The organism is Streptomyces sp. NPDC052682 (assembly GCF_040678435.1).
Lineage (GTDB): Bacteria > Actinomycetota > Actinomycetes > Streptomycetales > Streptomycetaceae > Streptomyces.
Genome location: NZ_JBFATS010000017.1, coordinates 18,574 through 37,350, shown reverse-complemented (window position 1 = coordinate 37,350; position 18,777 = coordinate 18,574). Strand labels below are relative to the sequence as shown.

Annotated in this window: 23 protein-coding genes; 7 read left to right on the top strand and 16 right to left on the bottom strand. The window is 72.9% G+C overall.

The genetic code is table 11. The features are described from left to right. From AB0K80_RS25195 to AB0K80_RS25185, 3 genes are read right to left on the bottom strand one after another with little or no spacing between them, the layout of a single operon-like run. On the bottom strand, positions 1–414 hold the full coding sequence (locus AB0K80_RS25195) for a PRC-barrel domain-containing protein (RefSeq protein ID WP_365673288.1): 414 nt from the start codon (positions 412–414) through the stop codon (positions 1–3). Further along, positions 411–992 (bottom strand): PRC-barrel domain-containing protein, encoded by a 582-nt coding sequence (locus tag AB0K80_RS25190; RefSeq protein WP_365673287.1) that lies wholly within the window; start codon positions 990–992, stop codon positions 411–413. Before AB0K80_RS25190 ends, AB0K80_RS25195 begins: the two co-directional genes overlap by 4 nt. Beyond that, positions 989–1,129, bottom strand: coding sequence for a hypothetical protein (locus tag AB0K80_RS25185; RefSeq protein WP_365673285.1), 141 nt, complete (start codon positions 1,127–1,129; stop codon positions 989–991). The genes AB0K80_RS25190 and AB0K80_RS25185 overlap by 4 nt, the downstream gene beginning before the upstream one ends. Before the next feature lie 192 nt (positions 1,130–1,321). Here AB0K80_RS25185 and AB0K80_RS25180 point away from each other — a divergent pair, with 192 nt between their 5' ends. Continuing rightward, positions 1,322–1,777, top strand: a complete 456-nt coding sequence (locus AB0K80_RS25180; RefSeq protein WP_365673283.1) for an ATP-binding protein — start codon at positions 1,322–1,324, stop codon at positions 1,775–1,777. Between the two features lie 91 nt (positions 1,778–1,868). Here AB0K80_RS25180 and AB0K80_RS25175 read toward each other — a convergent pair whose 3' ends face one another. After that, positions 1,869–2,756 carry an RNA polymerase sigma factor SigF gene (locus AB0K80_RS25175; protein WP_365673281.1) on the bottom strand — a complete coding sequence of 296 codons (888 nt, stop codon included), beginning with the start codon at positions 2,754–2,756 and terminating at the stop codon, positions 1,869–1,871. Positions 2,757–2,984: 228 nt separating this feature from the next. Here AB0K80_RS25175 and AB0K80_RS25170 point away from each other — a divergent pair, with 228 nt between their 5' ends. Further along, a complete protein-coding gene (locus AB0K80_RS25170; RefSeq protein ID WP_365673280.1) occupies positions 2,985–3,485 on the top strand; it encodes a helix-turn-helix transcriptional regulator in 501 nt (166 codons plus the stop codon). 24 nt (positions 3,486–3,509) lie between these two features. Here AB0K80_RS25170 and AB0K80_RS25165 read toward each other — a convergent pair whose 3' ends face one another. Together AB0K80_RS25165 and AB0K80_RS25160 are read right to left on the bottom strand one after the other, a co-directional pair. Then, a complete protein-coding gene (locus AB0K80_RS25165) occupies positions 3,510–4,112 on the bottom strand; it encodes an ATP-dependent Clp protease proteolytic subunit (protein ID WP_365673278.1) in 603 nt (200 codons plus the stop codon). Continuing rightward, entirely contained in the window at positions 4,112–4,756 is a 645-nt protein-coding gene (locus tag AB0K80_RS25160; RefSeq protein ID WP_365673276.1) for an ATP-dependent Clp protease proteolytic subunit, read from the bottom strand. The genes AB0K80_RS25165 and AB0K80_RS25160 overlap by 1 nt, the downstream gene beginning before the upstream one ends. A 318-nt stretch (positions 4,757–5,074) precedes the next feature. On the opposite strand from AB0K80_RS25160, the gene AB0K80_RS25155 reads away from it, so the two are divergent. Further along, entirely contained in the window at positions 5,075–5,557 is a 483-nt protein-coding gene (locus tag AB0K80_RS25155; RefSeq protein ID WP_365673274.1) for a VOC family protein, read from the top strand. An 87-nt stretch (positions 5,558–5,644) separates the two neighbouring features. Here the strand turns inward: AB0K80_RS25155 and AB0K80_RS25150 are convergent, their stop codons facing one another. Then, a complete protein-coding gene (locus AB0K80_RS25150) occupies positions 5,645–6,652 on the bottom strand; it encodes a zinc-binding alcohol dehydrogenase family protein (protein WP_365673549.1) in 1,008 nt (335 codons plus the stop codon). Between the two features lie 172 nt (positions 6,653–6,824). Between AB0K80_RS25150 and AB0K80_RS25145 the strand changes: the two genes are divergently transcribed. Together AB0K80_RS25145 and AB0K80_RS25140 are read left to right on the top strand one after the other, a co-directional pair. After that, positions 6,825–7,634 (top strand): VOC family protein, encoded by an 810-nt coding sequence (locus AB0K80_RS25145; protein WP_365673273.1) that lies wholly within the window; start codon positions 6,825–6,827, stop codon positions 7,632–7,634. A gap of 19 nt (positions 7,635–7,653) precedes the next feature. After that, positions 7,654–8,358 (top strand): ribonuclease H, encoded by a 705-nt coding sequence (locus AB0K80_RS25140; protein WP_365673271.1) that lies wholly within the window; start codon positions 7,654–7,656, stop codon positions 8,356–8,358. Between the two features lie 16 nt (positions 8,359–8,374). On the opposite strand, the gene AB0K80_RS25135 is transcribed toward AB0K80_RS25140, so the two are convergent. The 3 genes from AB0K80_RS25135 to AB0K80_RS25125 all read right to left on the bottom strand — a co-directional run bounded on the left by AB0K80_RS25135 (position 8,375) and on the right by AB0K80_RS25125 (position 11,634). Continuing rightward, entirely contained in the window at positions 8,375–9,196 is an 822-nt protein-coding gene (locus AB0K80_RS25135; protein ID WP_365673270.1) for a tyrosinase family protein, read from the bottom strand. A gap of 32 nt (positions 9,197–9,228) precedes the next feature. After that, positions 9,229–9,597: a tyrosinase cofactor gene (locus tag AB0K80_RS25130; RefSeq protein WP_365673268.1), complete on the bottom strand. Its 369-nt coding sequence runs from the start codon at positions 9,595–9,597 to the stop codon at positions 9,229–9,231. A gap of 303 nt (positions 9,598–9,900) precedes the next feature. After that, positions 9,901–11,634, bottom strand: a complete 1,734-nt coding sequence (locus tag AB0K80_RS25125) for a cholesterol oxidase substrate-binding domain-containing protein (RefSeq protein WP_365673266.1) — start codon at positions 11,632–11,634, stop codon at positions 9,901–9,903. Between the two features lie 123 nt (positions 11,635–11,757). Between AB0K80_RS25125 and AB0K80_RS25120 the strand changes: the two genes are divergently transcribed. Continuing rightward, complete coding sequence (locus AB0K80_RS25120; RefSeq protein WP_365673264.1) at positions 11,758–12,741, top strand: aldo/keto reductase; 984 nt, start codon at positions 11,758–11,760, stop codon at positions 12,739–12,741. 40 nt (positions 12,742–12,781) lie between these two features. Here the strand turns inward: AB0K80_RS25120 and AB0K80_RS25115 are convergent, their stop codons facing one another. Further along, on the bottom strand, positions 12,782–13,120 hold the full coding sequence (locus tag AB0K80_RS25115; RefSeq protein WP_365673262.1) for a hypothetical protein: 339 nt from the start codon (positions 13,118–13,120) through the stop codon (positions 12,782–12,784). A gap of 155 nt (positions 13,121–13,275) precedes the next feature. On the opposite strand from AB0K80_RS25115, the gene AB0K80_RS25110 reads away from it, so the two are divergent. Next, a complete protein-coding gene (locus tag AB0K80_RS25110; RefSeq protein ID WP_365673260.1) occupies positions 13,276–13,773 on the top strand; it encodes a DUF6328 family protein in 498 nt (165 codons plus the stop codon). On the opposite strand, the gene AB0K80_RS25105 is transcribed toward AB0K80_RS25110, so the two are convergent. The 5 genes from AB0K80_RS25105 to AB0K80_RS25085 form a co-directional block, all read right to left on the bottom strand. Beyond that, positions 13,758–14,441 (bottom strand): DUF2238 domain-containing protein, encoded by a 684-nt coding sequence (locus AB0K80_RS25105; protein ID WP_365673258.1) that lies wholly within the window; start codon positions 14,439–14,441, stop codon positions 13,758–13,760. The genes AB0K80_RS25110 and AB0K80_RS25105 overlap by 16 nt on opposite strands. Before the next feature lie 137 nt (positions 14,442–14,578). Continuing rightward, the gene (locus AB0K80_RS25100; protein WP_365673256.1) at positions 14,579–15,004 is read right to left on the bottom strand and encodes an SsgA family sporulation/cell division regulator; all 426 of its coding nucleotides are present in this window, start codon (positions 15,002–15,004) and stop codon (positions 14,579–14,581) included. Between the two features lie 79 nt (positions 15,005–15,083). Beyond that, complete coding sequence (locus tag AB0K80_RS25095; RefSeq protein WP_365673254.1) at positions 15,084–16,067, bottom strand: LLM class F420-dependent oxidoreductase; 984 nt, start codon at positions 16,065–16,067, stop codon at positions 15,084–15,086. 39 nt (positions 16,068–16,106) lie between these two features. Beyond that, entirely contained in the window at positions 16,107–17,780 is a 1,674-nt protein-coding gene (locus tag AB0K80_RS25090) for a serine/threonine-protein kinase (RefSeq protein WP_365673547.1), read from the bottom strand. Between the two features lie 316 nt (positions 17,781–18,096). Continuing rightward, positions 18,097–18,774 (bottom strand): AIM24 family protein, encoded by a 678-nt coding sequence (locus AB0K80_RS25085; protein WP_365673252.1) that lies wholly within the window; start codon positions 18,772–18,774, stop codon positions 18,097–18,099. Positions 18,775–18,777: the final 3 nt, after the last annotated feature.

The following is an 18,777-nucleotide window of genomic DNA, read 5'->3' as shown; positions in this document are numbered from 1 at the left end:
TCAGCCCGCCCGCACCACCAGCGCGTAGTCGCCCAGCCCCAGCAGCCGGTCGGCCGGCAGCTCGCCCAGGGTCGTACGGACCGCCTGGACGCGGCCGGTGGCCGGGTCGAACACCGCGTCCTGCACAGTGCCGTGAGCGTCGCCCGCCTCGGTCAGGACCCTGCGGCCCAGCAACTCGTGCTGCGGTGGCAGGCCCACGGGCGCGGCCGAGCGGACCAGCACCGCGTCCGGGCCCACGGCGTGCAGGGCGTCCCACGGCAGCACGGTCTCCTTGCGGGGCCGCCGGCCGCGCACCTGGACATGGGTGACCGCGCCGGAGGCCGCGTCGACGATCAGCGACCGTACGACGCCCAGCTCGTCCGCGTCCGTGAGCGTCACCACGGGCAGCCCCCGGGCCTGTGAGAACAGCATCACGACGCCCCCTTCCGGGCGTGGTGGAAGGCGCCGACCCGGGCGACGAACTCCGGCAGGTCGTCGGCGACGTACCGGGTGGCGTCCGCCGGGATGACCAGGGCCCGGCCGGAGACGGCGAGCGTCTCGCCGCGCGGCACGTACACCCGGTGACGGTGCCTCCGCGAGCCCGGCACGAGCGACCGGTGCGCGGCGATACGGAACCCGACGACCCGGCCACTGGTGCCGCCCTCGACCACCAGGTCGAGCACCGTGCCGACCTCGGCGCCCGCGTCCGTCAGCACCTTCGCGCCGAGCACCCGGCCGCGCAGGGCCTCCCGGCGCGCCACCACGACGTCCATGGCCACCAGCACCCCGGGGTCGCGGATCATGACCGCGTCGTGGCCCAGCGCGTAAACCCCGGACCACGGCAGGCTCTGTTTCAGCGGTCCCGACAGCAGGCCCCGGCCGCTGAGCGTGAAGCCCGTCACACGTCCGGCGACGGCGTCGAAGACGGTGTCCTTGACCTGGGCGACCGCGTCGCCGCCGAGCGTGACCACGGGCCGGGTCGTCAGGCTCCGCGCCGCCATCAGCTCGTTCATCGCACGCCCTTCCCGCCGGGCCGGCGCCGGACCGCCACCACCGTGCCCGACCGCCGGGCGGCCTGGACGACGAGCGTCAAAACGGCCACGACGGCGAGCGCCGCGACCACCACGACCAGCCACACCCACCAGGCCACCGCGCACCTCCGGCGATCCGCGCCCGGCCGCCCTCGGCCGGCCCCGTGACTTTTCGAGTGCCCCGCCCGTCGGCGACGATGCCCCGCGGATGCGGCGCCGAACACATGTCCCGGGTGGACTGCGCGGCCCGGCTCTGGGTACGAGCACTGGTGCAGAGCGTCCGGCCAGTCCGGCTTCCGAGAGAGAAACGCATGATCGAGCACCTGGACGGGGCAGTGATACCCACTGGTTTCGACGTGCCCGTGGAACCGCTGCGGCGGGCGGCACACTACACCGGCGATCCGGGATGCATCGCCGAGGCGCGGGCCTTCGCGGCGCACTTCCTGGAGCAGCTCAGGACCGAGTGGTGCGCCACGATCGACGACCGCGCCGACGGTGCCGTCCTGCTGGTGGTGAGCGAGCTGGTCACCAACGCCGACCGGCACAGCAACGGGCCGTACATCCTGGAACTGGAGGGCACGGACACCTCGGTGACGGTGGCGGTCTACGACAGCAGCGCCGCCCTGCCCCGCATCTTCCCCCGCGACCCCGAGCGGATCGGCCGGCACGGCCTGGAGATCGTCCACGCGCTGGCCCGGGAGGTCACCGTCGAACGGGTGCCGGTCGGCAAACGCGTCCGCGCCGTGCTCAGCCTGACCGGGGAATGACACTCACCTGTCCCCCCTACGCACCACGGGCCTCGGCGACTGATCAGTCGGCCGAGGCCCGTGGTGCGTAGGTACGAGGCGTGTACGAGGGTCAGGCGCAGCCGAGCTCGCCCAGCATGCCCTCGCGCAGCCGGCTGATGATCCGCTTGATCAGCCGGGAGACGTGCATCTGCGAGCAGCCGAGCCGTTCGCCGATCTCCGCCTGGGTGGCCTCCTCCACGAACCGCATGTGGATGATCTGCCGGTCGCGTTCGCTGAGCTCGGCCATGAGCGGAGCGAGCGAGTGGAAGTCCTCCACCAGCCGCAGGCCCTCTTCCTCGACGCCGATGAAGTCGGCCAGGACCGCCTCGCCGTTCTCCGGGCCGTCGCCGGTGAGCGCGGCGTCCAGGGACGCCGAGTTGTACCCGTTGGCGGCGATCTGTCCCTCGATGACCTGATCCTCGGAGATGTTCATCAGCGTGGCGAGCTCGGCGACCGTCGGTTCGCGGTCCAGCCGGCTGGCGAGCTCCTCGCGGGCCTTGGCCAGCTCCACGCGCAGCTCCTGAAGCCGCCGCGGCACGTGGACCGCCCAGGTGGTGTCACGGAAGAAACGCTTGATCTCTCCGACGATGTACGGCAGCGCGAAGGAGGTGAACTCGACCTCGCGCGACAGTTCGAACCGGTCGATCGCCTTGATCAGGCCGATCATGCCGGTCTGGACGATGTCCTCCATGTCGTCGCCGCGCCCCCGGAACCGGCCGGCCGCGAACCGCACCAGCGACATGTTCATCTCGATGAGGGTGTTGCGCGCGTACTGGTACTCGTGCGTCCCCTCCTCGAGCTCCGTCAGCCGCTGAAAGAACTGGCGTGACAACTCCCGGGCGTCCCGGGGGGCCACGGTCCTCGGGTCGACGACTCCGGGCAGTGGTGTGTCACCCGTCCTGGCCTCGGCGTTCTCCTCTTCGGCCTGCGCCTGCGACCGGATCACGGCGGTGTCCATCACCTGCTACCTCTCCCACGAAAGTCACGGCTCGACAACTGCTCAGGTTGTTCCGAGTTGCGGGTACCCAGGACGTGGCCGAGCATGCCTCCAGTGTGACCGAGTCGTGAGAAAACCGTGCCGACACCCCCTGCGGGAGTTTCGGGGGTCCACCGACCGGCGGCGGGATTCACCCAGAGCGGAACGCCGCTGCCTTCCCCCGCCGCCGCCCGCTCCTACGCTGAACGGGTGAGCAACCAAGCGCCGAACAAGGCCCGCGGCCAAGCGCCGGACGAAGCCCGCGTCATCCCGCTGCGCCCGCAGCCCCCCGAACTCCCTCCGCGCGGGCGGGGCGTTCCCGCCCCACGGCCCGCCGCCGCACCGCCGGGCTCCGCCACCACCGCGCCCCGCCGCCCCGGACCCGCCGGGTCCCCTGCGAGGGAACCCCTGTGGCGGGACCTGGTCGGTGAGGTGCTGCGCCGCGAACGCCAGGCCCAGGAACGCACCCTGAAGGACGTCGCGGACACCGCCCGCATCTCCATGCCGTATCTGTCGGAGGTGGAGCGCGGCCGCAAGGAGGCCTCCTCGGAGGTCCTCGCGGCCGCGGCCCACGCCCTCGGCCTGAGCCTCGCCGACCTGCTGGCGCGGGCGCAGGGCGAGCTGCTCCGCGTCACCGCGCGGCACGGCGCCCCGGCGCGGCGCAGGGCCGCCGCGCCCCCCTCGCACGGCGGACTCTGCCTGGCCGCCTGAGACGGCCGTGCGCGGCCCGGCGCCTCAGGTCCGCACGAGGCGCCGGCTGAGCACCTCGTCGGCCAGACCGTAGGCCACCGCCTCCTGCGCGGTGAACACCTTGTCGCGGTCCATGTCGGCGCGCAGGGTCGCCACGTCGTGCCCGGTGTGACGGGCCAGCACCTCCTCGACCTGGGAGCGGATCCGCACCATCTCCTTGGCCTGCAGCGCCAGGTCGGAGACGGTGCCGCGGGCCCCGCCGGTGGCGGGCTGCCCGAGCAGCACGCGCGCGTGCTCCAGCACGAAGCGCCGCCCGGGGTCCCCGCCGGCCAGCAGCACGGCCGCCGTGGCGGCCGCCTGCCCGACACAGCACGTCGAGATGGGCGCCTTCACGTACGACATGGTGTCGTAGATCGCCATCAGCGAAGTGAACGAGCCGCCGGGGGAGTTGATGTAGACCCAGATCTCGCTCTCCGGCGCCGCGGACTCCAGGTGGAGCAGCTGGGCGATGACGACGTTGGCGACACCGTCGTCGATCTCGGTGCCCAGGAAGATGATCCGCTCGTTCAGCAGCCGGCTGAACACGTCGAAGGACCGCTCGCCCTGCGCGGTGCGCTCGATGACGCTCGGAATCGTGTAGCTGCCCATCACTGAAGCCCCATCCTGCGCCGTGTGGCGGCCGGGCGGATGTCGGCCAGCGACTCCACGATCCGGTCCACCATGCCGTACTCCCTGGCCTCCTCGGCCGTGAACCAGCGGTCCCGGTCGCCGTCCCGGGAGATGGTCTCCGGGCTCTGGCCGGTGTGCTCGGCGGTGATCCGCTCGATGGTCCGCTTGGTGAACTCCAGGTTCTCCGCCTGGATCTCGATGTCGGCGGTGGTGCCGCCGATGCCCGCCGACGGCTGGTGCATCATGATGCGCGCGTTCGGCAGGGCGTAGCGCTTGCCGCGTGTGCCCACGCTGAGCAGGAACTGGCCCATGCTGGCCGCGAAGCCCATGGCGAGCGTGGCCACGTCGTTGGGGATCAGCCGCATCGTGTCGTAGATGGCCAGGCCCGCGTGCACGGACCCGCCGGGGGAGTTGATGACCAGGCTGATGTCGGTGCGCGGGTCCTCCGCGGACAGGATCAGCAGCTGGGCGCAGACCCGGTTCGCGGAGACCTCGTCGACCTGGGTGCCCAGCAGCACGATCCGCTGGGCGAGCAGCTGGGCCGCCAGCTGGTCGTCGAACCGTGTCGCGGGGGTGTCGCCCTCCTCGGCACGGGGGGCGGACAGCGTGGTGAGTGGAGCCATCGGTTCTCCTCGTCGTGGCGCGGATGCCGTCCACTCCACTGTCGGCCCCGCACCCCGCCCGCACGCCCTCCCTCTGCCCGCGGCAGATTCGCCACCGGCAGAGCGCGGCCCGCACCTCCTCGGGCACCTGGCGGACAACGGCCGTACGTCGTCCCTGCGCGTCGAACCGACCAACGGAGCCGCCGCCTGGCAATCCGGCGGCCCGGCCGCGGCCGGGAACCGCACGACCGGCGGATCACCCCGCCGCCCGCCGATGAGTTTCCCGGCGCCCGCCGGTCGATACAGATGACCGTGCCACCCGCTGCACAGGAGGACCTCATGACCACCGACGGATTCACCACGTGCCTCTGGTTCGACGGCCAGGCCGAGGAAGCCGCGCACTTCTACGTCTCCGTCTTCAAGAACTCCAGCGTCGGACGGACCCTGCGCTACACCGAGGCGGGCCCCGGCCCCGTCGGTTCCGTCGTCACCGTCGACTTCGTGGCCAACGGCCAGCGGTTCGTCGCGCTGAACGGCGGACCGCAGTTCCGGTTCACCGAGGCGATTTCCTTCACCGTCGAGTGCGAGGACCAGGAGGAGGTCGACTACTACTGGGCCAAGCTCACCGAGGGCGGCGGCGAACCCGGCCCCTGCGGCTGGCTCAAGGACCGGTACGGCGTGTCCTGGCAGGTCGTCCCGAAGCGGCTCACCGACATGATCGGCGACCCCGACCAGGACAAGGCCGCCCGCGCCATGAAGGCGATGCTGTCGATGAGCAAGCTCGACCTCGCCGCCCTCGAGAAGGCGTACGCGGGCGAGTGACCCCCCGTCCAGGGCAGGGCCCCGTCCTGCCCCGGGCGTCAGCGCGCCGGCCGCCGGACGGTCGTCACGTTCTTCTCACCCGACGGCTCAGGACACGTCGTTCACCAGGACGGCCGCCCCGTCGAACCGCCCCGCCTCCAGGTCGGCCAAGGCCTGGGCGGCCCGGGAGAGCGGGTAGGTGTGGGTGGTGGCGCGGACGCCGTGCCGGGCGGCCAGGGCGAGGAACGCCCGGCCGTCCGCGCGGGTGCTGGAGGTGACGCTGAGCAGCCGCTTCTCATAGAACAGCTCGCTCTCGTAGCGCAGCGGCGGAGTGTCGCTGAGGTGGATGCCCGCGACCGCCAGGGTGCCGCCCCGGTCGAGGGCGCGCAGCGCGACCGGGACCAGCTCGCCGACCGGGGCGAACAGGATCGCGCTGTCCAGCGGCTCCGGCGGCACGGCGTACGCGTCCTGCGCGGAGGCCGCCCCGAGGTCCAGCGCCAGCCGCCGCGCCGCCGCACCCCGCGTCATCACATGCACCCTCGCCCCCTCGGCCAGCACGACCTGGGCGCACAGGTGGGCGCTGCCCCCGAACCCGTACAGCCCGAGCCGTCCGCCCGGTGGCAGCGCCGAACGACGCAGGGCCCGGTAGCCGATGATGCCCGCGCACAGCAGCGGCGCGAGCGCCACGTCGTCCACCCCGCCCGGGAGCCGGTGGGCGAACGCCGCCGGCACGGTGGTGTACTCGGCGTACCCGCCGTCGGCGTCCCACCCGGTGTACTGCGAGGCCGGGCACAGGTTCTCCGCGCCCCGCGCGCAGTACCGGCAGCCGCCGTCGGTGCGCCGCAGCCAGGCCACCCCCACCCGGTCACCGGCGGCCAGGCCCCGCACCGCCGCCCCGGCCCCCGCCACCACACCCACGACCTCGTGCCCGGGCGTCACCCCCGCCCGGTGCACGGGCAGGTCTCCCTCGGTGATGTGCAGGTCCGTGCGGCACACCCCGCAGGCCCGCACCCGCACCAGCACCTCGTCGTCCCCGGGCACCGGCACGGGCTTCTGCCCCCACCGCAGGGACCCGGCCGCGACCGGCCCGGGACGCACCACCGACCACGCCCGCATCGTTGCGTCCACCATGGCGCTCCCCGTCCCGACGACGATCCCGGACGACGATCCCGCCCCGCCCTTCCCGCACCAGTCTGCGACGGGACGCACCACTCGGCGCGCGGGCGGGCGCCCGGATGACTAGCGTGAGGAACCGGACCATCCACCCGATCCGGAGGAGGCCGCAGCCATGGCCGTCCGACCTGAGGGAGCCCCTTGCTGGGCCGACGCGATGTTCACCGACGTCGAGGGGGCCAAGCGCTTCTACGGCGAGATCCTCGGCTGGACCTTCGGCGAGGCGTCGGCGGAGTACGGCAACTACACCCAGGCCTACCGGGACGGCAAGGCGGCCGCCGCCGTCGTCCCGCCCATGCCCGGCCAGGAAGGCCAGGAGGTCCGGCCGGAGTGGTGCCTGTACCTCGCGGCCGAGGACGCCGCCGCCACCGCGGAACGCATCCGCGAGCACGGCGGCGAGGTGGTGATGGAGCCGATGCGGGTCGCCGACTTCGGCACCATGTGCCTGGCCCGCGACCCGAGCGGTGTGACCTTCGGCGTGTGGCAGGCCGGCACCCACGAGGGCTTCGCGACGGAGATGGGCGAACCGGGCGGCTTCTGCTGGGCCGAGGTCTTCACCCGCGAACCGGACAGGTCCGACACGTTCTTCCCCGCCGTCTTCGGCTACCGCGCCCAGCAGATGCAGGACGACTCCATGGACTTCCGGGTCTACACCCTCGGTGAGCGTCCCGCGCTGGGCCGGATGACGATGAACGAGGACTTCCCGCCCGAGGTGGGCCCGTACATCAACGTCTACTTCGGTGTCGCCGACTGCGACGAGGCCGTCTCGAAGGCCACCAAGCTCGGGGCGACGCTCCAGTTCGGGCCGATGGACACCCCGTACGGGAGGTTCGCGGCACTCACCGACCCGCAGGGCGCCAACTTCTCGGTGATCGACACCACGAGGACCGAGGGCGAGACGCCGCAGATGACGGACGTCTCCTGAGCCGCCCGCCGGCCATGGCATGATCGTGTCCATGCGTGAACGTGTTGTGGCCGCGTGCGACGGGGCTTCGAAGGGCAACCCCGGGCCGGCGGGCTGGGCCTGGGTCGTCGCCGACGAGACGGAGGTCCCGTCCCGGTGGGAGGCCGGGCCGCTGGGGAAGGCCACCAACAACGTCGCCGAACTCACCGCGCTGGAGCGCCTGCTGTCGGCGACCGACCCCGCCGTGCCGCTCGAGATCCGCATGGACTCGCAGTACGCCATGAAGGCCGTCACCACCTGGCTGCCCGGCTGGAAGCGCAACGGCTGGAAGACGGCCGCCGGCAAGCCGGTCGCCAACCAGGAGCTGGTGGTGCGCATCGACGAACTGCTCGCCGGCCGCACCGTCGAGTTCCGCTACGTGCCCGCCCACCAGGTCGACGGCGACCGGCTCAACGACTTCGCCGACCGCGCCGCCAGCCAGGCCGCCACCGTCCAGGAGCCCGCGGGCAGCGCCCTCGGTTCCCCGGAGCCGCCGCCCGCGCCGGACGCCCCGGCCAAGGCCCCGCGCGCCCGGTCGCGCGGCGGTTCCCCGCGCGGTGCCAAGACCGGCTCGTCCCGCACCATCAAGGCGAAGTTCCCGGGCCGCTGCCAGTGCGGCCGCTCCTACGCGGCCGGTGAGTCCATCGCGAAGAACGCGACGGGCTGGGGCCACCCGGAGTGCCGCACCGCGGCCGGCGACGCCTGAGCGCCGCCCGGCGGGATCAGGCGTCGAAGGTGTAGAAGGACGTGTGGTCCAGCAGGTCGGCCGGGCGCACGTCGTTCCACGGCTTCATCGTCTCGTTCAGGTCCACCACGTCCGGCGTACCGGCCGCCGGCAGATAGCCGGAGCCGGGGTGCCGGCGCTGCCACTCGGCCCACAGCTTGTCGATGTAGGCGTGGTGCAGCCAGAACACCGGGTCGTTGGGGGAGACCCCGGTGGCCATCTGCCCGCCGACCCACACGTGCACGCGGTTGTGCAGGTTGACACCGCGCCAGCCCTCCAGGTGGTTGCGGAAGCCGTCCGAGGCGCTGTTCCAGGGCGCCATGTCGTACGTGGACATCGACAGCACCGACTCGACCTCGGCCGGCGTCGGCAGCGGACGGCCCCCGCCGCCCAGCGAGCGGCGCAGGAACGTACGGCCGTCGACCCGGACGTTGATCGGCCAGTTCCCGGTCGAGGCGGCGAACGGCCCGTCCGTCACCTGCCCGTCCCGGCTGCGGCCGGTGCCGCCGAGGAAGTCCGGAGCCCACAGCGAGGAGCGCACCGAACGGTCCGTGCTCCAGTCCCAGTACGGCAGCGCCACCGAGGCGTCCACCTCCTGCAGGGCCCGCTCGAAGTCGAGCAGGAATCTGCGGTGCCAGGGCAGGAACGACGGGGAACGGTGGCCCGTGCGCTCGCCGTTGTCGGTGTCGGCGACGATGAAGGCGTTGTGCGTGGTGACGAACGTGTCGTAGCGGCCGCTGCGCTTCAGCTCCAGGACCGCGGCGACGAATCGCCGCTTCTCGTCGGCGGTCAGGCGGGCCTGGTTCTTGCGGACGGTCATCTGCGGGTACTCCAAAGGTCCGTGCGGGGCGGTCAGTTGGCGGGGAACGGCAGCAGCGGCGCGCCCCGGAGCTCGTCCACCGCGGCCCGGGCGGCGGCACGCGGGGTGGGCACCGGGTCGTAGTGGCTGACGACACTGATCCAGGTGCCGTCGGCGTTGCGCATCACATGCAGTTCCACCCCGTCGACGAACACGGCGTAGCCAGGGCCGTGCCGGTGGTGACCGCCGCCGGCGACGGGCCGCCCCTGTATCCGGCGGCCCTTGTAGACCTCGTCGAAGGACGGCAGGGATCCGTGGTCGTGACCGCTGTCGGCGGACGCGGCGGGAACCGCGAGGCTGTGGGCGGTGACCGCGACGGCGGCCGCGGCGGTGAGCGCGCGGCGACGGCTGAGTTCGGGCATAAGGGGACCCCCTGGGCGATTGCGGCTGGTGACTCCGCATGCCTACCGGCCCGGCCGGGCAGTCCGGAAATCCCCTCCGGCCGGTTGGCCCGGATCCGGGCAATTCCCCTTATGTCCTGCAAGGTTGAACAAAGATGATCTTGCCTGGAGGGTGCTCGCGGTGACACGGAACGGGCAATTCCTTCCGGCGCAAGCGCTGTCCCCGGTGATCTTTGCCCGCCCGGCACGCCCCGAGTGGCCCGCCTCACACCAGAAGGATGACGCGATCATGAGACCCCCGAGGCCCGGCCCGTGGCCGGAACGTCACGTGCTGGGCGCGGCGAACAGCCGGTCCAGGAAGACGTTGCCGAACACCCCGTGCGGATCGAGCCGGTCCAGCACGGCCGAGGCCTCGGTCCACGCGGTGGTGCCCACCCGGCCGGGCACCACCGACCCCATCACCTCCTCGTCGCTCCACACCGACGCGTCCGTGTACGCCCAGCCCTTGGACCACTCGACCCGGGTCAGCGCGTACGAGCCGTCGAAGGTGCGCAGCAGGAACCGCTCGATCTCGCGCAGGAAGGCCTCCGCGTGCGGGGTGCCCGGCAGCGTCAGCACGTCCAGCCACACGGCCGTGTCCCACTCGGGCCGGTCCTCGCGCGGCCGTAGCGCGGACAGCAGCGGGGGACGGGCGCCGGGCAGACCGGTGTCGGCCGGGTCGTCCAGGCCGGTGGCGCGGATCTCCACCGAGCCGTTGACGGGGAAGCGGCCCTGCGCGGAACAGGCGGTGAGCCGCTCCTGGTAGAAGGCGGCGAACTCGGCGACCACCCGCTGCACCTGGGCCCGGCCGGTCAGCACCGCGTAGCCGTTGGCGTGCACCCGCAGCGTGGTCGGCTTCAGATACAGCAGCGTGTTCTTGGACGGCCCCCACAGGTCGGCGGAGCGTGTCGCCACCAGTCCCAGCGCGGCGGCGTCGTACTGCGCGGTGCCGAGCGCCGGTGCCAGGTACCAGGCCGCCTCGGAGGTCATCCGTCCCGCCAGGTCGGCGACCGTGCGGGGCACGGTGTCGGAGAACGGGTAGTTGTACGGGCGCGTCACCTCCCGGGAGGCCGGCGGCCGGGTGGGGGCGACGCTCCACACCTTCAGCCACGGGTGCTCGGTGAAGGCGAACCAGATCGCCTCGGCCCGCCCGGCCTCGTCCAGGAAGTGCGCGAAGGTGCGTCCGCCCGAGCCGGGCGCCGCGAACAGCTCCCCGGCCGGGATGTCCGTACGGCTGACACAGCGCAGGTTCGTGTTCGCGCCCACCCGCAGCACCACCTCGGTCACCAGGGACCGCCCGAGGTGGGTCAGCAGCGCGGCCCCGTCCGCCTCGTCGCGGCGGAAGGTGCGCAGCGCGTAGGCGCCGCGCTCGGCGTCCCACACCACCGCCGTCAAGGAGAGCACCAGATTGCTCAGCGAGCCGTAGGTGTGCCCGGGCAGCCGCGACTCGCCCCGGGCCGGGACGGCGGTGCCGTGCGCGTCGACGGCCAGGGCGCCGCCCAGGGTGAGGTCGCCGGGCGCGGGCGTGGCCGTGACGCCCAGGCCGTGCTCCTCCAGGAAGGTGAGCAGCGCCTCCATCGTGACGCCGGTGCCGGCCCGCACCCTGTCCGGGGCCGGCAGGCTCAGTCCGGTGAGGTGCACGGCGGTGTCGACGAGCAGGACCGGCGCGTCGGGCGGGGTCCCCTCGGTGACCGTCAGCGGGGACCAGCCGTGCGAGGCGCCCCGGGCGCGCACGCGCCAGCCGTGCCGCCAGGCCCAGTCGACGACGGCCACCACCTCGTCCGGGCCGTCCGGAGCGCAGGCCCACAGACCGTCGGCGGTGATCTCCCCGACCCAGTTGCGGTACGCCGAGCGGTACAGGGCGACGTCCGCCGGGAAGTCCGGCAGCTCGGCGGCGGCCACCGCCGGGTCCGCCGGGAGGCCCGGCACCACGGCGAGAGCGGCCGCGGTGCGCAGAAAGCCGCGCCGGGTCCAGGAAGGTTCCTCTGTGCAGTAGTTGCTCGCTAAACGATCAGTCACGCGCTCACGGTAGGTGCCGGTCGGCGGGCGTCGCTCTGCCGCAGAAACGATTCACTCGTGTGGGTGAAAGTCGGGGTGGTGGCCGGTCCCGCCCCCGTCGGCGGCGAGTGACAGACTGGCGCCATGGACGAGCGCACTTTCGACAGGTCGGGCCAGCACGCATCCGTGATCGGTCTCGGTACGTGGCAGCTGGGGGCCGACTGGGGGGACGTCGACGACAAGCAGGCCCTGGCGGTGCTGGAGGCGGCGGCCGAGTCGGGGGTGACCTTCTTCGACACCGCCGACGTGTACGGCGACGGACGCAGCGAGCAGACCATCGCCGCGTTCCTCGCCGGCAGGCCCGACCTGCACGTGCTGGTCGCGACCAAGATGGGCCGCCGGGTCGAGCAGATCCCCGGGAACTACGTCCTGGACAACTTCCGCGCCTGGAACGACCGCTCACGGCGCAATCTCGGCGTCGACCGCGTCGACCTGGTGCAGCTGCACTGCCCGCCGACGCCCGTGTACTCCCGCGACGAGGTGTTCGACGCCCTGGACACCCTGGTCGAGGAGGAGCGCATCGCGGCGTACGGCGTCAGCGTGGAGACCTGCGCCGAGGCGCTGGCCGCGATCGCCCGGCCGGGCGTGGCGAGCGTGCAGATCATCCTCAACCCGTTCCGCATGAAGCCGCTGCGCGAGGTCCTGCCGGCCGCCCGGGAGGCCGGCGTCGGCATCATCGCCCGCGTCCCGCTCGCCTCCGGCCTGCTGTCCGGCAAGTACACCAAGGACACCGTCTTCCCCGAGAACGACCACCGCACCTACAACCGGCACGGCGAGTCCTTCGACGTGGGCGAGACCTTCTCCGGCGTCGACTACGCCACCGGCGTCGAGGCCGCCGCCGAGTTCGCGGCCCTCGCCCCCGAGGGGTACACCCCGGCCCAGCTGGCGCTGCGCTGGATCATCCAGCAGCCCGGCGTCACCACCGTGATCCCCGGGGCCCGCTCACCGGAGCAGGCACGCGCCAACGCGGCCGCCGCCCGGCTGCCGGAACTCTCCGGCGACACCCTCGCCGCGATCCGCGACCTGTACGACCGCCGGATCCGCGATCAGGTGGAATCCCGCTGGTAGCAGGCCCGCCCCCGGCAGCTCGCGCACCCCTGCGACATCCCTACGGCTCCAGCAGCAGCTGCCTCTCCTGCTCCTGGTCGCCGGAGGCGGTGCCCTGAGGCCGAGCCGTGAAGGCGCGGCTGAGCGTGTCGCCGGCCCGCCGCACGGCCTCCGGACTGCCCTGCACGGTGACGGTGACCGGCGCCGACAGGGCGGCGGCGCCCTCCGGGGCCGGGCCGTCCGGGCCGGCGGCGCGGAAGGTCGCCGTGTGAACCGTCGCGTTCTCGTCGGCGGGGAACTCGTCCGGTGCCCCGAACGCCCCCTCCAGGGCCCGTACGACCGCGCGTGCGTCGTCGACCCCTCCGCCGCTGAGCGTCACGGTGAGCTGCGTACCGGACATCCGTCCACGACCTCCTGTCGGCTTCGGTAGGACGGGGTCCGTGTAACCGGCCGCCGATCGCTCAAACCGGACCGGCGGGGAGAGGACGGCCGCGGACGGGGAACCCGCAGGGGACAAGGAAGCGGGACGTCGGATTGCCGGAGAGGGAGGGCACGGTGTCGGACACAGCGGCGGGCGAGACCAGACGCAGGGGGCGCAACGAGACCGAGGAGGAGCGGGCCGACCGGATGTGGCAGGAGCTCATCCAGGAGGTCCGGGTGGCCCAGATGGGCGTGCAGATCCTGTTCGGTTTCCTGCTGACCGTGGTGTTCACCCCGAAGTACGCCGACCTGACCGACACGGACCAGGTCATCTACATCGTGACGGTGGTCCTGGGCGCCTCCGCGACCGGCGCGCTGATAGCGCCGGTGTCGCTGCACCGCCTGGTCTCCGGGCGGCGCGTGAAACCGCAGGCCGTGCGGTGGGCGTCCCGGCTCACCCTGCTCGGGCTGGTGCTGCTGCTCGCCACCACCACGGCCTCGCTGCTGCTGATCCTGCGGGTGGCGACGCACGACGGCTATGTGCCGTGGCTGGTGGCGGCCGTGGTCGCCTGGTACATGCTGTGCTGGTTCGTGTTCCCGCTGTGGCTGCGCCGCCGTCACACGATGCGGTGATCCGTGAGCGCGGCGAGCTGCCGGTCGTGCGCCCGGCCGAGCAGCAGCAGGGCGGCGGTGGCGCCGGTCAGCGCGCAGAACATGTCCCACTGGGTGTCCCAGACATCGCCCTGGGTGGCCAGGAAGGCGTCCGCCGCGTGCCCGCCGGCCACGGCCGCCGCCCACTCGAGCATCTCGAACACCGCGCTGAAGGCCAGGCAGGCGCAGACCGTCAGCGGCGCCATCCAGCGACTGCCGCGCAGCGGGGAGGTGCGCACCAGCAGCTCGCGCACCAGGACGGCCGGGACGAAGCCCTGCATGAGGTGCCCGAACCGGTCGTAGGGGTTGCGGTCGAGGCCGAAGGTGTCGCGCACCCAGTCGCCCAGCGGTACTTCGGCGTACGTGTAGTGGCCGCCCACCATCAGCACCACGGCGTGGGCGGCCAGCAGGCAGCACAGCAGGTCCGTCAGCGGAAAACGCCGCCAGGCCAGCACGACGAGCGGCAGACCGGCGATCACCCACACCGTCTCCAGGAACCAGGTCAGGCGGTCGTGCGGGCCCCAGGCCGACAGGGCCAGCACCCCGACCACCGCCCCGGCGAGCAGCACGGGCAGCGGACGGCGTGGCACGGAACGCGAGGTGGCGGAGGCGGGCGGGGTGGACGTGGGCGGGCTGGACGCGGCGGACATGGCGGGCTCCTCTCGGCGGAGCCCCATCGTCGCGGCGCGGACGCAACGTCCGCATGAGTACGGCTACTCAGCCGGGTAGGCTGCCGAGACCGAGCAAGGGTGCTCAGCTGTGTGCGGCTGCCCGGCTCGCCCCTGGCTCAGCTCCCGGCGATGACATCCGCCAGGAACTCGTCCACCCGGACCTCCTCCCGTCCCGGCGCGACCACCTCGTAGGTCTCCCGCAGGAAGGCCGCGATCGTCGCGGTCCACGCGTACACCACGGCGTGGTGGCGGCCCCCGTCGGGACGGGCGTCGCCCAGCAGCTCCATGCGCAGTTCCTGCCACATGCCCCGCGACTCGGGGCGCAGCCGCACGTCCCCGATGCCGACCGGACGCGTCAGCCCGTGCGCGAGCATCTCCCGGTCCAGCTGCCACCGGGCGAGGACCCGGCCGTCATGGCTGAAGACGACGGTGACGGCGAACGGGTCCGCCGCGTCGTAGCTGAGGTGGGCCAGTACGGGAAAGCGGTCCGTGACGCCCGACTGGAGCTGCACGACCATGGTCTTGTGCACGAAGGAGTTCACGAGAAGGCCTCCGGGGGGAACTGAGGTATCGCCGTCTAGTACCCCCGAAACGCCGCTCATGCTCAGCCACCCGGGTGATTCAGCTCGCAGGAGAGCCGAAGGCGTCCCGCAGGGCCGGGAGCAAGGTCTTCTCCGACCAGTCCAGGTACGCCGGCTGGGACTCGCCGCCGATCTGGACGAGGGCGATCTCCGTGAACCCGGCCTCGGCGTACGGGCGGACCGCATCGACGAAGGCCTCCGGGTCGTCGCCGCACGGGATGGCCTCGGCGACGTCGTCGGGCGTGACGAACTGGGTCGCCGCCTCGAAGGAGTCCGGATGCGGCAGCTCGGAGTTGACCTTCCAGCCGCTGCCGAACCAGCGGAACTGGGAGTGGGCGCGCTTGACGGCGGTGTCCCGGTCGGGGTCGTAGCACACCGGCAGCTGACCCACCCGCGGCTTGCCCGCGCCGCCGTGCCGGTCGAACGCCTCGAGCAGACCGGCCTTGGGCTCCGTGGCGATCACCAGGTCGCCGAGCCGGCCCGCGAGCGCGCAGGACTTCTCCCCGGAGACGGCGATGCCGATCGGCGGCGCCTCCTGCGGCAGGTCCCACAGCCGGGCCGACTCCACGTCGAAGTGGGTGCCGCGGTGGTTGACATGGCCGCCCTGGAACAGGGCGCGGATGATCTCCACCGCCTCCTCGAGCATCTCGTGCCGCACGTCCACGGACGGCCAGCCGCCGCCCACCACGTGCTCGTTGAGGTTCTCGCCCGAGCCCAGGCCCAGCCGGAAGCGGCCCTCGGACAGCAACTGCATCGTCGCCGCCTTCTGCGCGATCACCGCCGGGTGGTAGCGGAACGACGGACACGTCACGTACGTCATCAGCGGAATGCGCGAGGTGGCCTGCGCGGCCGCGCCCAGCACGCTCCAGGCGTAGGGCGAGTGACCCTGCGAGCGCAGCCACGGGAAGTAGTGGTCGGAGGTCACCGAGAAGTCGAAGCCCGCCTCCTCGGCCCGCACCACGTGGTCCACGAGCTCTCGGGGGCCGGCCTGCTCGGTCATCATCGTGTATCCGATTCGCACCATGTCGGCCGAGTCCCCGGGCCGGGGCACCGAAAACGGGGCTCAGCCGGAGGCCGGGCGGAAGGTGCGCAGGAAGGTCCGCAGCGCCTCCCGGTTCGCCGCGTCCTCCCAGTCGGCGGCCGGGGTCGTCCAGCGCAGCGAGAACCCGCGCCCGCCGCCCAGCAGGAAGCCGCGGCCGAAGGTGCGCACGCGGGCGCCGTCGACGTGCGCGTACCACTCCATGTCGGCGGCCTTGCGCCCCTGGTACGTCGTCGCCCGGATGTCGCCGATCCGCCGGTACCCCTCGGTCCGCTCCAGGCGCGGTTCGACATCGTCGCGCCAGACGGCCACGGGGTCCGGGCCGACGCGCGTGCTGTAGGTGACGGCGAGCGTGCGGTGGTCGCCCTCGGCACCGAAGATCACGCGGTACGCCAGGTCGCCCTGGCGCGCGGTGTCGAGCCGTTTCCAGCCCCGGGGCAGGGCGAGGGAGAAGCCCTCCGGCGCGGTGTAGCGGTGATAACCGGGCGGCAGGGCGACGGCCGGGGCGGACCGGGCGGAGGACGGGGCGGGGGAGGAGGGGGCCGGCGAGGCCGAGGGGGACCGCGTGGGGGTGGGCTGCTGGGAGGGCCGGGCGGTACCGGACCGCGTCGCGCCGGCCGTGCCGCCGTCCGTGCCGGCGCCGGTGCCCGTACCGGGCTCGGCGGTGGACACCGGCGGCCGGGACGGCGCGTCGGAGGCGGAGGTGCCGGTGCCGGGCAGCCCCTGGGTCGTGACGAGCACGGCGACCGCGACCGTGACGACGGCCAGCGCGGTCCCGGCCACCACCGTCCGCCGGCTCCACTCCCGGCGCGCCAGGCGCACCGCGCCGGTGCCGCGCAGCCGGGGACCCGGCCCCGCCGCACCGAGTACCGCCTCGGGCTCCTCGCTCAGCGCGCGGGTCAGGGCCTCGCGGGCCGCCGCACGGGTCAGCCGCTCCCGGGAGTCCTTGCGCAGCAGCCCCTGCACGGCCTGGGTCAGCGGCCCGGTCCGCAGCGGCGCGCGCAGCGGCAGCCGGTCCACCCCCTTCAGCGTGGTCTCCGGCCGGCCCCGGTCGCGGAAGGGCGGGCGCCCCTCGGTCATCGTGTAGAGGATCGCGCCCAGCGCCCACAGGTCGGCGGCCGGCCCGACCCGCTCGTTGCGGGCCTGCTCCGGCGAGGCGTACGACGGTGCCGTGAGCCGGGGCGCCAGGGTCGCTCCGGCGAGCCCGTAGCCCGTGACGACGACGGAACCGCCCTCCTGCACGAACACCTGGCCGGGGCTGAGCTCTCCGTGCGTGATGCCCTCGGCGTGCGCGGCCTCCAGCACCTCGAGCACCTCCAGCCCGATGCGCGCGGCCCGCGCGTACGGGAACGTGCCCTGCTCGGTGAGGAGTTCCCCGAGCGGTGTGCCGTCGATCCACTCGGTCACGGTCCACAGGACACCGGCCTCCTCGACCGCGTCGATCACCGTGGCGATCCGCCCGGGGCGCAGCGCGGCCATCGTCTCGGAGGTGCGGATGACGCGTACGGCGGCCCGGCGCTCGTGCTCCAGCGGGTCGCGCGGCAGACCGATCTGCGTGACCAGGCAGGGCCGGGAGGTCTCGCCCGCCCCGGTGTCCTCCGCGTACCAGCAGATGCGGTTGGTCTCGCGATGGATGATCTCGAGCAGCCGGTACCGTCCGGCGACCAACTGGTGTGTGGAGACGTGCGCCCTGCCCATGGCCATCCCTCGCTGCACTTACGGCTCTCACCTTTCCCAGGGGTACGAGAGGAGGGACGGGGTCCGTTCAATTGGGCGCGGAACTCCGCTATTTCTTGTCTTTCGTTCAAGAAAAGCGCGTGTGTGTGCGAGAGGAAAACGCCGTTGCGGGCCGGGACCGGCCCTCACCTCGGCCGGTGGCCCGCGTGCTGCCGTACCGAATTCGGCTGCGCGCCCTCCTCGCACACCCCTGTCTCGCCGCCCACCTGCCGGTAACCGCGGGTAAAGAGACGGCGGCGAACCGGCGAACTGCGCGGCCCCCCGCCGGAATTCGCCCTCAGTGCTGCTGGGCTTTCTGCGGGGTCACCTCGCTGGGCCGTACGACGACGTACCCCTGGCCCTGGAGCATCAGCTGCACCGCCTCGCCGGAGCCGCCGCGCAGCATCGAGCCGAGGGACTGCGAGCGGTGCAGCGAGGTCGCGAGGCCCGCGGTCCAGCCGACCACCGCGTCGGTGTCGACGTACACCGGGTACTCCGGCGAGACGGGGATGACCAGCGGGTTGCCCTCGCAGACCAGCCCGAGTCGGCCGTGCCCCGAGAAGACGCTGTTGAACAGGCCGCCGCCGGCGATGCCCGCCCCCTTCACGGTCGCGATGCGGTACGACAGGGAGGCGTCGAAGCACAGCACATTGCGGCCGTTGACGGTGAACTCGTCACCGGGGTCGACGTCGACGACGAAGACGTTCTGCGCCTCGTGCGCGAACCAGGCCTCGCCCTGTCCGCGCACCGCCATCAGCGGCAGTCCCTCCCCGGTGACCGCGCGCTTGAGCATGCCCCCGACCCCCTGGCCCTTGCGCTCGAACTGGAGGTTGCCCCGGTAGGCGATCATCGCGCCCTGCCGGGCCAGCATCTCGCCGTTCACCGCGTACCGGACGCACTTGGCGTTCTCGACGGTCATGCCCGGCGCGGTGGCGGGCTGCACCATGTGCTCACTGGAAAAGAGATCACCCTTCATACC

Excerpts from the sequence above, each read along its gene's own strand:
- AB0K80_RS25120 (WP_365673264.1), top strand. The coding sequence starts at position 11,758 with ATGGACGAGCGCACTTTCGACAGGTCGGGCCAGCACGCATCCGTGATC.
- AB0K80_RS25090 (WP_365673547.1), bottom strand. The coding sequence starts at position 17,780 with ATGGGCAGGGCGCACGTCTCCACACACCAGTTGGTCGCCGGACGGTAC.
- AB0K80_RS25140 (WP_365673271.1), top strand. The coding sequence starts at position 7,654 with ATGATCGTGTCCATGCGTGAACGTGTTGTGGCCGCGTGCGACGGGGCT.
- AB0K80_RS25105 (WP_365673258.1), bottom strand. The coding sequence starts at position 14,441 with ATGTCCGCCGCGTCCAGCCCGCCCACGTCCACCCCGCCCGCCTCCGCC.
- AB0K80_RS25115 (WP_365673262.1), bottom strand. The coding sequence starts at position 13,120 with ATGTCCGGTACGCAGCTCACCGTGACGCTCAGCGGCGGAGGGGTCGAC.
- AB0K80_RS25150 (WP_365673549.1), bottom strand. The coding sequence starts at position 6,652 with ATGCGGGCGTGGTCGGTGGTGCGTCCCGGGCCGGTCGCGGCCGGGTCC.
- AB0K80_RS25135 (WP_365673270.1), bottom strand. The coding sequence starts at position 9,196 with ATGACCGTCCGCAAGAACCAGGCCCGCCTGACCGCCGACGAGAAGCGG.
- AB0K80_RS25155 (WP_365673274.1), top strand. The coding sequence starts at position 5,075 with ATGACCACCGACGGATTCACCACGTGCCTCTGGTTCGACGGCCAGGCC.
- AB0K80_RS25095 (WP_365673254.1), bottom strand. The coding sequence starts at position 16,067 with ATGGTGCGAATCGGATACACGATGATGACCGAGCAGGCCGGCCCCCGA.
- AB0K80_RS25130 (WP_365673268.1), bottom strand. The coding sequence starts at position 9,597 with ATGCCCGAACTCAGCCGTCGCCGCGCGCTCACCGCCGCGGCCGCCGTC.
- AB0K80_RS25145 (WP_365673273.1), top strand. The coding sequence starts at position 6,825 with ATGGCCGTCCGACCTGAGGGAGCCCCTTGCTGGGCCGACGCGATGTTC.
- AB0K80_RS25165 (WP_365673278.1), bottom strand. The coding sequence starts at position 4,112 with ATGGGCAGCTACACGATTCCGAGCGTCATCGAGCGCACCGCGCAGGGC.
- AB0K80_RS25175 (WP_365673281.1), bottom strand. The coding sequence starts at position 2,756 with ATGGACACCGCCGTGATCCGGTCGCAGGCGCAGGCCGAAGAGGAGAAC.
- AB0K80_RS25190 (WP_365673287.1), bottom strand. The coding sequence starts at position 992 with ATGAACGAGCTGATGGCGGCGCGGAGCCTGACGACCCGGCCCGTGGTC.
- AB0K80_RS25160 (WP_365673276.1), bottom strand. The coding sequence starts at position 4,756 with ATGGCTCCACTCACCACGCTGTCCGCCCCCCGTGCCGAGGAGGGCGAC.
- AB0K80_RS25085 (WP_365673252.1), bottom strand. The coding sequence starts at position 18,774 with ATGAAGGGTGATCTCTTTTCCAGTGAGCACATGGTGCAGCCCGCCACC.
- AB0K80_RS25180 (WP_365673283.1), top strand. The coding sequence starts at position 1,322 with ATGATCGAGCACCTGGACGGGGCAGTGATACCCACTGGTTTCGACGTG.